Here is a 13706-nt window from a genome sequence, read left to right as displayed (position 1 = left end):
CTCGCGGGCGTAATGCTCGAGTGTTTTAGAAAGGTCCGCTCCTCTCGTTGAGATTTCAATGGAGAGGGGCGGACCTTTTTGTGTTTTCTGTTGCTTTTATAAGGGTATTTATAGTTGTCGAGGCGCTTTTGCGGGCGTGCCCGCGAATGGCGTCGTCCGCTATATACTCTTGTACTTTTAGCGTGAAATGCGGGCAATCACCGCGCTGACGCGAGCCAGCGGGATGGTACGCACGCCGGCGCCGCGAGGTGCACGGGAGTAGCCGGAGGCACCCTGCCCATAACCACTCTGACCGTAACTGCCCTGACTATAACCAACTTGCCCGTAGGTTCCCTGCGCGCCGTAGGCTGCACGCGCGTACTGGTCGCGTTCATAGATGCGTGGGTACTGGCCACCGTTGAGCAGACGCAATTCAAGGAAGTCAGCGCCAACTCGCTCGATCACGCCGTCGTAGCTGACGGTTCCGCCTTCGAGGGAGAGGCGGACGGGTTCGCGTGCCATGGCGAGGGAGCGGAGGGCGAGCTGAATTTTCATTCGGTAGCGTTCGGGGCGAATATCAGCGCGCCCGGGAGCGATGCCGCCTTCCCACCAGAGCATTCCGTGCAGGGGGATGATGATGTTCTCGCCGCGCGCTTCGATGCTGACCCATTCTTCGCCGACCATTTCGAGTTTGCCTTCGTAGGTTTGCATGTCGGTGGCACAGATGCGGATCGGGCCGCCAACCTGCGCGAGGAGGCGGTCGTCGAGGGTAATGGTGGAGTACTGGACGCGGGCGACTTGGCGGGCGTCCTGTTCCATATCCCAGGCACGTTCGGAGGCGAGGCGCGCCTCAATGTCTCGTAGGAACTTTTCCATGCTCATACTACGACCCTACCCGAATAGCGGGTGCGGATACGAACCGGGGCATTTTTCTGGTCGAGTGATGGTTCTTGAGCCTGATTTTTGAAGCAAATTCCACCAAATTACATGTTTTTCATACATTTTAATCCGTTTTGCTTCATTTTTAGCGTGACTTCCTGTATAAATGAAGCAACACCAAAAGCTATCAAACACACCGTTTGGAGGTCATCGTGGACCAATTTTCCACCCCCGGATCACCCCCCGCAGCCTTCGCTTCACGCCCTGCCACCTTCGCCTCACACTCCGCAGTCTCACACTCCGTAGCCGTGCCTTGTACTGTCAGCGCAGAGGTAGCCGCCGGCACCGGCTCTGTAATCGGGCCCGGTGCTAAGGCTAACTACCAGGACGCGTTGTTCTTCATCGCCCCTCCCCTGCTTTCCGCGGCGGTCTTGGGCGCGTTGAGCGTGAACCTGCACCGCATCCCCTCGGCACACCCGCTGGCTGATGCTTCGTTGCTCTGCGCTGGTGCGGTAGCAGTCCTCATTACCGCCTGGTGGTTCATCAGTTTTATCTACGCTCTCTTCTACGCTTGGTCTTTGCGCGTTTCGAGCCACAACGCTGACCGCGCGGTGCTGAAGGTTCCGGCGTTTTTTCGTCCGCGTTTTATGCGCCGCATCGTTCTGACGCTTGGCGGCACGGCTCTTGGAGTGGGCGCGGTCTTGGCTCCCGCGCAAGCTACGGTGGCTACGCCCAGCAACGCCGGAGTAAACGGCACGGAGGGTATGCCGCAAACGACCATTTCGGCGGTCATGACCACAGACTCAATGGGCACTGCAGCTTCAACGAGTACCGTAGCTTCAACGGGTACCGCGGCGGCAGAAACTAGTCCAGGCACCGTCTCAGATGCGGAGCCCGCCGGTACCACCACGGGCAGCGTCGCCCCGGAAGCTGCCTCCGCTCCCCTGACCCTCTCTGCAGAGATTCCCGATATTCCGCTGGCTCCTCAACCTTCGGAGGCGGCAGGCTCGCTGCAGGACCGTAGCCCCTTCTTTTCTCCTCCCCGCGCAGAGGCGGGCACCTACTCTTACACGGTTCAGGCGGGCGATACGCTCTGGTCGATTGCCGCCGAGCAGTTGGGTGAAGGCACCGATGCCTCCACCATTTACGACTACACTCTCGATATTTACGAGGCGAATAAGGACGCTCTGGGTCAGAACGCCGAGCTGCTCTACGAGGGGCAGGTTCTGCAGATTCCCGAACAGCCCGTTCACTAACCCTCACCGTCTAGCCCTCGCCGCCACTACCTCAATTCTTCTACCCCACCCGATAGCTTTCGCTCAACTCACCTCACATACCTTGCACCGAAAGGAGTCGTCATGAGCTTCGCCCACCTTCTCCCCCGCGCCCCGTGGACGCCGCCGCTTTCTCAGCCTGCACAGCGTTCTCAGCCTGCCCAGTATTCGCAACCCGCACAGTCCGCCTCCCTCAACGATCAACCTGCCGGTCCGTATTCAAAGCGTCAGGCGGCACGCGCCTCCCAGCCGGTGGCTCAGCCTGTGACTGCCGAGCAGGTCGCTCCGCTACCGGAGCAGGGGCAGGGCACGATGGCTCTGGTGCAGAGACGGAACAGCACGTCGGTCTATTCGCTGTTGCCGATACCGCGTTATGAGCAGCATTCGGCGCAGCGCCCGAAGGTAGCGAAGAGGGGCCGCCCGCTGCGTCCTGCGGATGCGTTGGCTCGCCAGCTGGAGGGCCGTTGCGCGGGTGTGGCGATTGCTTACCTGGAGATCATGTCGGCTCGTCGTTCGCGCCAGCAGCTGGCGCAGTGGGTGTCAGCGGATTGTTTCCACCGTCTGCTACCCCTCTTCCCGAAGAACCCGCGCCAGGTGCGCAAGGAGATGCTGTTGACCCTTCCGCCGGTTCTGCTGCGGGTGCGAGCGCAGAAGGTACACGAGGAGCTCTACGAAGCGGTGGCGCTACTGCGTTGTGCGGATAAGGTTCGCGTGGTGACCATGCAGATGCGCCTGATTCACGGTATGTGGCTGATTACCGCGATTGAGCAGCCGCAGAGCCGCCCGGACGAAGACTAGAGCTCCCCCTACACAACACGCCCAGACACGCAGAGAGGGTGCGAATCCGGTATTGGATTCGCACCCTCTCTGTTGCGTCTATAGCGTTTTCGGGTTTACGCCGAGGCTACTTCTCCTTCGAGCGCTCCACGTGAACCTGCTCGTGGCCGTCCTCATCAGGGGCGGAGTACTGCAGGAACTTCGGGCGCGAAGGCTCAGCCAGGCGCACGGCAGAAGCCTGAGTACGCTGCTTGGACAGGTCCAGGTTGAACAGGTAGGTCACGGTCTCTTCACGGATCGCGCCGAGCATCGACTGGTACATGTCGTAGCCTTCACGCTGGTACTCGACCAGCGGGTCACGCTGAGCCATCGCACGCAGACCGATACCTTCCTTGAGGTATTCCATCTCGTACAGGTGCTCGGGCCAGCGCTCGCCGATGACGGACAGCATGACACGGCGTTCGATTTCGCGCATGCTCTCTTCGCCGACGCTCTTTTCACGCTCATCGTAGATGAGGTGTGCGTCCGCCAAAACTTCCTTCACGATCTGGTCGCGAGTAATCTTGGTGCGGTCGCCGGCGTCTTCAGCGAGGTCGTCCACGGTAATGGAGATGGGGTACACCTGCTTGAGGGCGCTCCAGAGTTCGTCGAAGTCCCAGTCCTCGGCGTGGCCTTCAGAGACGCGCGCGTCGATGATGGTGGTCAGCACCTCGTCCACAAAGCCGGAAATCTGTTCCTTCAGGTCGTCACCGTGCAGGATGCGGCCGCGGTCCTTGTAGATCGCTTCACGCTGGCGGTTGAGCACGTCGTCATACTTGAGCACGTTCTTACGCTGTTCAGCGTTACGGCCTTCAACGTTTGACTGGGCGGTAGCGATAGCGCGGCTGACGATCTTGGAGTCCAGTGCGGAGTCCTCGGGGGCTGCCGCCATGAGGCGGGTTGCCATGCCGGTGTTGAACAGGCGCATCAGTTCGTCGGTCAGCGACAGGTAGAAGCGGGACTCGCCCGGGTCACCCTGACGGCCGGAACGACCGCGCAGCTGGTTGTCGATACGGCGGGACTCGTGACGCTCAGTGCCGAGCACGTACAGGCCACCGAGCTTGGTGACTTCATCGTGCTCTTCTTTAGCGGCGTCTTCGCAGGCCTTCAGGACCTCGGGCCAGCGTGCCTCGTATTCTTCGGAGTTGGTGTTCGGGTCCAGGCCGAGCTCACGCATCTTCTCGACGGCCTCAAATTCGGGGTTGCCGCCGAGCATAATGTCGGTACCGCGACCAGCCATGTTGGTTGCCACGGTGACGGCGCCCTTACGGCCCGCCTGCGCAACAATAGCAGCCTCACGCTCGTTGTTCTTTGCGTTCAGCACCTCGTGACGCACGCCTGCCTTCGCCAGCTGGCGGGAAAGGTACTCGGAGTTCTCCACGCTTGCGGTACCCACCAGGATCGGCTGGCCCTTTTCGTGGCGTTCCTTAATGTCCTTGACGACCGCCTTGAACTTGGCGATTTCGTCGCGGTACACCTTATCGGGGTTGTCGATGCGCTGCACACCCTTGTTGGTGGGGATGGGCACCACGCCGAGCTCGTAGGTGTTCATGAACTCTGCCGCTTCGGTTTCCGCGGTACCGGTCATACCGGACAGCTTGTCGTACATGCGGAAGTAGTTCTGCAGGGTCACGGTCGCCATGGTCTGGTTCTCAGGCTTGATTTCGACGCCTTCCTTCGCCTCAATCGCCTGGTGGATGCCGTCGTTGTAGCGGCGGCCCGGCAGAATACGACCGGTGTGCTCGTCAACAATCAGGACTTCTCCGTCAATGACCACGTAGTCCTTGTTGTTGGTGAACAGCTCCTTCGCCTTGATGGAGTTGTTCAGGAAGCCAATGAGCGGGGTGTTCTTGGATTCGTAGAGGTTCTTCACACCCAGGTGGTCTTCCACCTTGTCAATGCCGGATTCGAGGATGCCGACGGTGCGCTTCTTCTCGTCTACTTCGTAGTCTTCGCCGCGCTTGAGCAGGGTTGCGGCAATGCGCGCGAACTCTGCGTACCAGCGGTTCGCCTCACCTGCTGCGGGGCCGGAAATAATCAGAGGGGTACGCGCCTCATCGATCAGGATGGAGTCCACCTCATCGATAATGGCGAAGTTGTGGCCGCGCTGAACCTGCTCCTCCACGGTCCACGCCATGTTGTCGCGCAGGTAGTCGAAGCCGAACTCGTTGTTCGTACCGTAGGTGATGTCTGCAGCGTACTGCTTACGACGCTCGTCAGGTTCCATGGAGGACAGAATCACGCCACACTCCATTCCGAGGAAACGGAACACACGACCCATGAGGTTCGCCTGGTACTCAGCCAGGTAGTCGTTCACGGTCACAATGTGCACGCCCTTGCCGCTCAACGCGTTCAGGTACGCGGGCAGGGTCGCAACGAGGGTCTTACCCTCACCGGTCTTCATTTCGGCAATGTTGCCCAAGTGTAGCGCTGCACCACCCATGAGCTGCACGTCGTAGTGGCGCTTGCCCAGGGTGCGCTTGGATGCTTCACGGACCACCGCAAAGGCCTCCGGCAGCATAATGTCGAGGGATTCGCCGTCCTTGACGCGCTCGCGGAACTTGTCGGTTTCCGCTCGCAGTTCCTCATCGGTCATAGATGCGAAGCTGTCCTCGAGCGAGTTCACCGCCTTGGTGTACGCTTCGAGCTGTCGCAGAACCCTCTTATCGCCGGTTCGGAGGATTTTCTCCAAGAAAGATGCCACTGAGCTTCTACTCCTTGCTTGTTTCGGTACCCTCACCAAGGGCGCGCGAGAGTGCGCGCGGTGAGGCCTTCCTACATATTGTATGGCAGAGCCGCCTAATTCGCCCGTCCGAGCTATTTTTTACGCTGTACGCCCACGAGGTGACATTTGGTGACGTTGCGCGTCGTTCATCCTCTGGCTGAGGTGGAGGGAGCACCGGATTCCGGGGTCGGGCGCATCCCCGCGCTGAGAATCTGAGCCGAGAACCTCAGCTGTAGAAGGCAGAGAAAAACCCGGGGGCCTGGAGATTCACAGTGCGTGTTTCCAGACCGCCCGGGTCCTTAGCCTGCTCGCTGGGCTTGTCACCTCAGAGGGTCCTGCGCCTCAGCTGCCAGCAGGTACGTTGGGTTTTACTCGTTATCCAGAGTAATGATGCCGTAGCTCCAGCCCTTACGACGGTATGCCGCAGCCGGTGCGCCGGTCTCGCTGTCAATGTACAGGTAGAAGTCGTGGCCGACCAGTTCCATACGGTCAACAGCTTCTGCGGGAGTCAGACGCTCACCCTTGAAGCTCTTGTGGCGAATCTCAATGGGAGATGCTGCCTCGTCGGCGAGGGTGACCTCGCTATTATCGAATGCGGCTTCTTCCACCGGAACATCCGGCAGCAGAATCTCGGTAATTGCTTCGGTAACCACAGGAATCGAGCCGGTAGCGTCCGCAACGGAGACGGGGTGCTTACCACCGCGCTTGTGCAGCTTGCGGCGGTCACGTGCACGGCGCAGACGCTCCAGGAGCTTGCCGTAGGTTTCATCGAAGACCGCGAACTTGTCGTGACCCTGGGCTTCGGAACGGAGGACAGGGCCAGTACCAACAACGGTAATCTCAACGCGGATGGACTCGCCACCCAGATGACCGTCCTTGCTGAACTTGACGTCGATGTCCTTCACGTTATCGCCGAGCTGAGCGAACTTCTGAACCTTGTCGCTCACGTATTCTTCCAGGCGTTCGGTGACCTTGATATTGCGGCCGTAGATGTTGACTTCCACGATCATTCCCTCCAGGTTGGGGGCTTATACCGCGTCCGGTTGGACCCGGTACGGGGGTTCGACTTCAATGCCGTTCCCTTGTATATATTTTAGTACGAAACATGTTTCATATCACTAGATATGACAAATATTTAGCCTAAATAATAGCTATTCGTCCGTCTGCGAACTTTAACAGCTAAAAATCGTGTATCTCTTGCAACTAACTACAAGAAACGCTACGTCTGAGCCTTTTTCGGTACCGCCGCCACAGCACACACGCCCAGCACCCGCGAACCGGATTCCTGCAGCACACGCACCATCTCAGAGGCGGTCGCACCGGTGGTCACCACATCATCACAAATAATGCTCACCCGATCCGTGCACAGGGCAGGCTCCATAACGCGCAAGGCACCGTGCATCCGCTCGGCACGGCCCACAGCGCCCAGGCTCTTCTGCTCGTTCTTTGCCTCAGAAACGCCGAGAAGAGAAGACCCCACACGAGAAGATAAGGAGGTGCCGCTCCCCCGCCGGCCGCGAGGCTCATACCCGATGACGTCCACAGCACGCACCCGCACCGAGGCGGGCAGACGCCGATTGAGCTGACGCGCCGCCTCCTGCACCAAAAGATTCGCCGGCGCATAGCCGCGGCGGCGCACGCTCTGCGCGGAGGACGGTGCCGGAACCAGCAGAACCTCAACCGGTGCCGCGGAGGTGCCCACAGAAGAGATAGAAGACCCCGGCACGCTCTGAAGCTCAACCCGATGCGCCCGAAGAAGCTCATACACGCTACGCGCCAAACCCTCACCCAGCATCGGCAGCAAGTCAGTGCGACCAGCGTTCTTCAACGCCAACAGGGCACGCGGCATAATCCCCACGTAACGGGATGCCGCACGCACCTCAGGAGCGGCCGCACCCTCAAGAGGTTGCATCACCTGCACTCGCTCCACACGCGCCAACGCTGAACGCAGCTGCGGCAGGCATTGTTCACACAGCGGCGAACCGGAACCGTAGGCGACCGGCACCGCGCAGCACGGGCAGGTACGCGGCATCAATACCTCGCCCAAAGCCCCGCTGGCGCTCTTGAAAGCACCGGCGAGGCGGGTCAAAGGCTCGTTCAAAGATTCGTTCAAGGGCACGTCGCTAGAGAGCGCATTGTTTGAGGGCGCACCCAAGGAATCGTTCAAACCGCGCTGTTCTGAACTCACCGAAAGCACCCTTTCCTCGCTCGCGCCTACCCGAGGCTAACCGGCGTAACTAATCTCGTGCAGAGTCGTATCCAGACGGATCCAGCCGCGCTCCTCCGTCAGGTAGCACGAACCGTCAGAACGGTGAGCAATAATGTTCGACGTATTATCCGCCGTCGAAATGGTCATCACACCATCCAAACGGTCCAGCTTCGTCTCTTCACCGCTGAGGGAAATCACCTCAGACTCACCGTTCTTCACGTTCACCACCACGACGCTCTGGTCGCCAGCCCAACGGGCATTACGCGGAGTCACAGAAGAGCTCAGACGCACCATCTCCGTCAAGCGCAGAGGCTTACCTGCCTCATCACGCACAATACCGGAAATAATCACCGCCGACGCGCCCTCAGTAGCCGCTACAATCGCCATGCGCGCACCATCGTGCGAAACGTTCACGCTCGTAAAAATCAAATTACGCTGCCAGGACAAACCAATATCCACGCCCCGCTCACGCTCGTTCGCGTCCTCAGAATCCGGCTTGAACGCACGTACAACGCCCTCACCGTCAGCAGCCCACACCCAGCCGTACGCATCAAAACTAGGGGCAGTCAGAGCGGTACTCTGCCACACACGGCGGGCAGTACCCTGGTACACCGTGTACAGGCTCGCAGCATCATTCGCCAAACAAGCGAACACATCCGCAGAATAGCCCATCGCCGGGGAACTCAACTGGGTCACGCCACGCAGAAGCAACTGCTCACCCGCATTGCTCATATAGTCATCACGCGCCACCATCTGGCCGTTCGAATTAATAGCAACCGTGCGGGCAGGAACACCCGGGTTCAGCTTCACCGCAGAAAAGCCGCTCGGCGCGTTCTCAGGAATCAGAGTGCCGTTATAGAAAACCTCAGTCTTGCCCAGACCCGAGAAGTTCTCCAAGCCATGCATAATCTGCTCACGCACACGCGCCAAACGGTTATCGTCCAGGTGCTCACCCGAGAGGCGAACCAGCACATCCTGGTTATCGCTCATGTTAGCGGTCTCAAGGCTCATCGACTCATTCAACGCCGAGAACGCGACATCCTTCAGGTAGGATGCAGGACCAACCATGAGGGTACGCACCAGCAGCTCAAAGTAGCGGTCCGTATGCGGGAACCAGCGGATATCAGGCACAGCATAACGGAACGCACGATCATAGAAATACAGGCGGCACGGGCTAAACACACGCTCAAACTCAGCGCCATCCAGCCACAAACCATCCGGGCACGAGTTAATGCGCCATTGGTTATCTTCCATGACCACCGTAAAATCCTGAGTCTCAGTCTGAGCCTCAGGGAAGGTGCTCGTAATACCCTGGTTGCTCACCGTAGCAGTCTGCTGGAAACGCACATGGTACATCCCCTCAGCGGTTCCGCTATCGTCGCTACGAGGCTGCACCGTATTACGGTACACACGAGTCGTACCCATAGGATTCCAACGGCCCGCAAAAGAAGAACTCAAATACTGGCGCGCCACCGCATAGTTCTCGATACTGTCCGCACCGGCACGCACGAAGCCCTCAATAATCGCCTCGGGAGTAGCACCCGCCAGCGGACCCGGCGCACGCGCCGGAGAAGTATTGATGCTCTTCACATCCAGACCGCTACTATGCTGAGTCACTTTGTCATTCGAAGGAAGACCCGCGCAAGAGCTCACAAGCGTCGCCAAAGACACCGCACCCCAAGACAGCACGGCGCGTCGAGAAACAATAGCCCTGTGAGACATGGAGGTCTTAACCTTCCTCTACGAACAAAGACAAACACTCACCTGCTAACGCTGCAGGCCATCGCAGCGCGGTGAAAAGATAACCACAGTGAAATAGCAACACCGTGAAAATATGCCTGCATTGATTGTACTGGGTAAACAGTGCAAATACGCAAGGATAAGCGTAAATACAGCCGAGCAACACCAACACACCGATATACGGCAGAAGCATAAGCCTCTCCCCGCCCGAACGCCTTAGAGCTCGTCCTCAATGTTCACACGAGGAGCAATATTGGGCAGCGTATCCTTCGCAGTCGCCGAACGATGCGAGATTGCCTCAGGCTCACCCGTCACAAGAACCGGCGACTCGCCCAAAGGCGCACCATGAATCAGCGGCAGGTTCATCGTGAAGCAGGCACCGCGGCCCTTCTCGCCCCACGCCTCAATCGTGCCACCGTGCAGACGCACATCCTCAGCAGCAATCGACAGGCCCAGACCTGTACCGCCCAGGGTACGCTTACGAGAAGTATCAGCACGCCAGAAACGGTTGAATACCTGAACGGCTTCGTCTTCTGACAAACCGATACCGTGGTCACGCACCGCAACACCCAGGTTCGTGGCGTTCGCACCCACGTACACGTCAATCGGTCGGGATTCGCCGTGCTCGATTGCGTTGTACAGCAGGTTACGGAGCACACGCTCAATACGCACGCGGTCCATATCCACCATGATGCTCTCATGGCTCGTATGCACATTCAGCTTCGTGTTCGTACGCTCCAGGTGAGGCAAAGCCTCCTGCAGAATATTCGACAGCACACGCATGAAGTCTTCAGTGTCGATGGTCAGCATTGCGCTACCGGCATCGAAACGAGAAATCTCCAGCAGGTCAGCAAGCATCGACTGGAAACGATCCACCTGATCGTGCAGAAGCTCCACGGTACGGCTCAGCGTCCGCTCCATATCTCCACGCGAATCGTACAGAAGCTCCGTACCCAAACGCACCGTCGCCAGCGGGGTACGCAACTCGTGCGAAACGTCAGAAACAAATCGCTGCTGCAGAGTCGACAGGCGCTCCAGCTGAACAATCTTCTCCTGCAGCGAATCAGCCATCAGGTTGAAGGAATAACCCAAACGAGCCGCCTGATGCTCACCATTCACCGACACACGCTGATCCAAATCACCAGCAGCCAGCTTCTCCGCAGTAATAGCGGTCTGCGTAATCGGGCGGACCACAAAACGAGTCACAATCCACACCACAGAAAGCACCACTCCAAGCAGCGCACAGAAACCGCCAAAAAGAACAAAGTTAATATGCGCAATCGTGGCGGAAGAATCCGTCATATCGTACACAAGGAACAAACCGTAATTAGGGTTCTGAGAAATAGAAATATGTGTACCAACAATAAGCACCGGATAGGTACGCTCACGATTATTTTCGACAGTAGTCACCGTAGACGTCTGCCAGAAAATACCGTCCTTATCACGAACAGTTTCTTTGAAGTCATTCGGAATACTCGAAGAATTCAAAGAATTATTACTACTCTGCTCAGGAATAAAACCCTGCTTACCTTGACCTTCCAAAGGCACAAGAATCCAATTGCGTTTACCCGAACTACCCGCATCCAAGACCGTCAGGGTACGGCTCACATTACGGCGAATTTCGCTATCACTACGAGCTTCAGAGGAGTCCAGCACACTCTGAACGTTACGGAAACCGCTCGTCGATTCTTCCAGCGCCTGAGCCTTCTGATTCTCAAAAAGACTCGACGCAATCTGGCTCGACAAGGACCAACCCACCATCAAGAAGCTCAGGAACATCATGATGCCCGCAGTACCCAGAGCACGGAACTGCAGAGATTCCTTCCACAGACGCTGAGCGCACTGAATCAGGTTCCTACGCTGCTTCTGCGCCTTACGCGGCTTGGAAGTGCGGGTACGCGAAGAGGCGGAGGCTACCGCCTCCGCCGTCAAAGCGCCGTGCTCATGGCTCGACTTCGCAACAGACAATCAGGGTATCCCTTCGCCTATGGATAGGTTCCGATTAGCTACCGGAAGATCCCACCAGCTCGGTCGGAATCTTATAGCCAACGCCACGAACCGTCTGAATAAAACGATCCGCACCCAGCTCATCAAACTTAGCGCGCAAACGCTGGACGTGCACGTTTACCAGCGAATCGCTCACATCAGTGTAACCCCAGACCATGTCCAGCAGTTCCTGACGACTCAACGCCTGACCCGGGTGACGAACCAGCGCAGCCAACAGGTCAAACTCCAGAGGAGTCATCGGAACCTCAGTGCTGTGGTACTTGACGGTACGACCGTCCATATCCATGACAATATCGCCAATAGACACCACCAGCTGACGGCTCTCGCGCGGACGCAAACGGGTACGAATACGCGCCAACAATTCAGCGTGCTTAAAAGGCTTAGCAATGTAATCATCAGCGCCAGCTTCAAGACCCTTAACAACGTCTTCAGTGTCGCTTTTAGCGGTCAACATAATAATCGGCACATTAGAAGAACGGCGAATTTGCTGGCACACTTCAATACCGTTCATGCCAGGAAGCATCAAATCCAAAAGCACCAAATCGGGAGTGGAGCGCATAAAAGTTTCAAAAGCGCGGCCGCCATTTTCGCAGAAAACAGCGTTAAAGCCCTCTTGTGCGAGCACGAGGCCAATCATTTCCGCCAGAGCATCATCGTCATCAACCACCAAAATGGTGTGTGCGTCGCTTGCGCTCACAGTACCTCCCTAAAGAAATGTCGTAAATACTTACATAAAAAGCTGATTCTCTAATCATACCGCGCACTCAGCCAATGCACGGGCATACTCTGTAACCCGCGCCAGCGAAGCCGTAGCATCCAGCATACTTACCGTAGCTGAAGTCATCCCAGCAGGCACGGAACCGCTCTGAATACGCTCATCAGGCATCAAACCCACCGCGCTCAACTGCGTCGGCTCAAGACCAACCTCACGCCACAGACTGTACAGACGACGCACTTGATCTGGAACCCGTGCAGAGGTCACCACCGGCAGCCACAACCGGACCTGCGCCTCTAAAAGCTGCGCCACGGGCTCCCAGGAACGAGGGTCGCTCAGCAGCGGAACCTGCAACATGCCCGGCCCCTTGAGGCGGGCGCGATCAGGATGCAACAGCAAAGCGCAGGGAGCGCCGTCCTCAACACGCATCGCCTTCACAAGAGCCAATGCGTCAAGGGCGGGGCGGGGCTGGCTCAGCAGCTTCAGCTCCTGCACAGGCTTAAGCGCGGTACCATCCACGTCCAGGATGAGCTGCAGATTCAGCTCGGCGAAACGCTCCGAGATACGGCGGTACACCTGCTGATAGTAGTGAGGTTGCAATGCCGACAGGGAGCGGAAGCCACTCACCGTAGGGATGGCACCCTCCATCAGACGCTGAAACTCCGACTCATCCAGCTGCACGGCAATCAGCGCCCGCGGAGCTTGCAGAGCCTCGCGCAGAGAATCCATCCAGCGTTCCAGGCCTTCCAGGAACGACTCCAGCAGGTCACGGCTCGCCCCTGCATCACTGATGGCACGCTCGCCGCCGGGTAGGTAGATGCTGGCTGCGAGGGTCAACGGACCGACCAGCTGAATCTTATACACCGCGGCGGAACCCTCAACACCGGAAGTGAATCTCTTCTTCTGCGCGCCCACACGGTCAGCGAGAAGATTGATATCCGAGAGCAGACGGTCCTGCGCCAAGGCAGACTCGCGTGCTCCCCTGCCGCCGCTATGCACCATGCGCCAGCCAAACGAGGCACCGTCAAAGGCAAGTCCCTCGCACACCGCCAGGGTGCGCGCCTGAGGAGTACTCCGCCAGCCTAGCGCCGGCAGATGCGGCAAGAACGGCAGATGCGGGGCCCCTAGCTCCCCTTCCACTCGAGACATTGCTTCGCCCAAGTCATCGCCGGGAAAATCGCCCAGACCGCTGGCACGCACCAGCGGACGCTCCGTAGCGAGCGCGGCAAGGTCCTGCTCGGTTAGTTCGTCCCCTTCGGGGGCGCGGTACTCACCGGGCAGCAACAGGCGCTCCGGCATCGGTTCAGTACGGACGTTCTGGCGGTTGGAAGATTGAGCGGGCATAGGAGTGTGTCCAGAGGG

General features: G+C 58.4%; 10 protein-coding genes. 2 read left to right on the top strand and 8 right to left on the bottom strand.

Annotation, left to right across the window (positions count from 1 at the left end; all coding sequences use genetic code 11):
* Nucleotides 1–177: 177 nt before the first annotated feature.
* Nucleotides 178–861 carry a histidine kinase gene (locus HMPREF2927_RS01765; RefSeq protein ID WP_070684996.1) on the bottom strand — a complete coding sequence of 228 codons (684 nt, stop codon included), beginning with the start codon at nucleotides 859–861 and terminating at the stop codon, nucleotides 178–180.
* Nucleotides 862–1070: 209 nt separating this feature from the next.
* On the opposite strand from HMPREF2927_RS01765, the gene HMPREF2927_RS01760 reads away from it, so the two are divergent.
* On the top strand, nucleotides 1071–2114 hold the full coding sequence (locus tag HMPREF2927_RS01760) for a LysM peptidoglycan-binding domain-containing protein (protein WP_083311143.1): 1044 nt from the start codon (nucleotides 1071–1073) through the stop codon (nucleotides 2112–2114).
* Nucleotides 2115–2216: 102 nt separating this feature from the next.
* A complete protein-coding gene (locus HMPREF2927_RS01755; protein WP_070684992.1) occupies nucleotides 2217–2930 on the top strand; it encodes an Rv3235 family protein in 714 nt (237 codons plus the stop codon).
* Between the two features lie 106 nt (nucleotides 2931–3036).
* On the opposite strand, the gene secA is transcribed toward HMPREF2927_RS01755, so the two are convergent.
* The 7 genes from secA to HMPREF2927_RS01720 form a co-directional block, all read right to left on the bottom strand.
* Entirely contained in the window at nucleotides 3037–5652 is a 2616-nt protein-coding gene (secA, locus tag HMPREF2927_RS01750) for a preprotein translocase subunit SecA (RefSeq protein ID WP_070684990.1), read from the bottom strand.
* Between the two features lie 389 nt (nucleotides 5653–6041).
* Nucleotides 6042–6683: a ribosome hibernation-promoting factor, HPF/YfiA family gene (gene hpf / locus HMPREF2927_RS01745; protein ID WP_230457231.1), complete on the bottom strand. Its 642-nt coding sequence runs from the start codon at nucleotides 6681–6683 to the stop codon at nucleotides 6042–6044.
* Nucleotides 6684–6892: 209 nt separating this feature from the next.
* Nucleotides 6893–7861 carry a ComF family protein gene (locus HMPREF2927_RS01740; protein ID WP_233992314.1) on the bottom strand — a complete coding sequence of 323 codons (969 nt, stop codon included), beginning with the start codon at nucleotides 7859–7861 and terminating at the stop codon, nucleotides 6893–6895.
* Nucleotides 7862–7897: 36 nt separating this feature from the next.
* A complete protein-coding gene (locus HMPREF2927_RS01735) occupies nucleotides 7898–9604 on the bottom strand; it encodes an LpqB family beta-propeller domain-containing protein (protein WP_070684988.1) in 1707 nt (568 codons plus the stop codon).
* A 234-nt stretch (nucleotides 9605–9838) separates the two neighbouring features.
* Nucleotides 9839–11590 (bottom strand): MtrAB system histidine kinase MtrB, encoded by a 1752-nt coding sequence (gene mtrB, locus HMPREF2927_RS01730; protein WP_070684986.1) that lies wholly within the window; start codon nucleotides 11588–11590, stop codon nucleotides 9839–9841.
* Nucleotides 11591–11624: 34 nt separating this feature from the next.
* A complete protein-coding gene (gene mtrA / locus HMPREF2927_RS01725) occupies nucleotides 11625–12326 on the bottom strand; it encodes an MtrAB system response regulator MtrA (RefSeq protein WP_080974466.1) in 702 nt (233 codons plus the stop codon).
* 54 nt (nucleotides 12327–12380) lie between these two features.
* On the bottom strand, nucleotides 12381–13688 hold the full coding sequence (locus HMPREF2927_RS01720) for a uroporphyrinogen decarboxylase/cobalamine-independent methonine synthase family protein (RefSeq protein ID WP_070684984.1): 1308 nt from the start codon (nucleotides 13686–13688) through the stop codon (nucleotides 12381–12383).
* Nucleotides 13689–13706 lie beyond the last annotated feature (18 nt).

This window comes from Rothia sp. HMSC061E04 (assembly GCF_001813685.1).
Taxonomy (GTDB): domain Bacteria; phylum Actinomycetota; class Actinomycetes; order Actinomycetales; family Micrococcaceae; genus Rothia; species Rothia mucilaginosa.
The sequence above is the reverse complement of the archived record's forward strand: the minus strand, read 5'-3'. Positions and strand labels throughout refer to the sequence as shown.

Bases quoted from the DNA above. Each gene is read 5' to 3' on its own strand.
- HMPREF2927_RS01720 (WP_070684984.1), bottom strand. From the start codon at position 13,688: ATGCCCGCTCAATCTTCCAACCGCCAGAACGTCCGTACTGAACCGATG.
- HMPREF2927_RS01735 (WP_070684988.1), bottom strand. From the start codon at position 9,604: ATGTCTCACAGGGCTATTGTTTCTCGACGCGCCGTGCTGTCTTGGGGT.
- hpf (WP_230457231.1), bottom strand. From the start codon at position 6,683: ATGATCGTGGAAGTCAACATCTACGGCCGCAATATCAAGGTCACCGAA.
- HMPREF2927_RS01765 (WP_070684996.1), bottom strand. From the start codon at position 861: ATGAGCATGGAAAAGTTCCTACGAGACATTGAGGCGCGCCTCGCCTCC.
- HMPREF2927_RS01755 (WP_070684992.1), top strand. From the start codon at position 2,217: ATGAGCTTCGCCCACCTTCTCCCCCGCGCCCCGTGGACGCCGCCGCTT.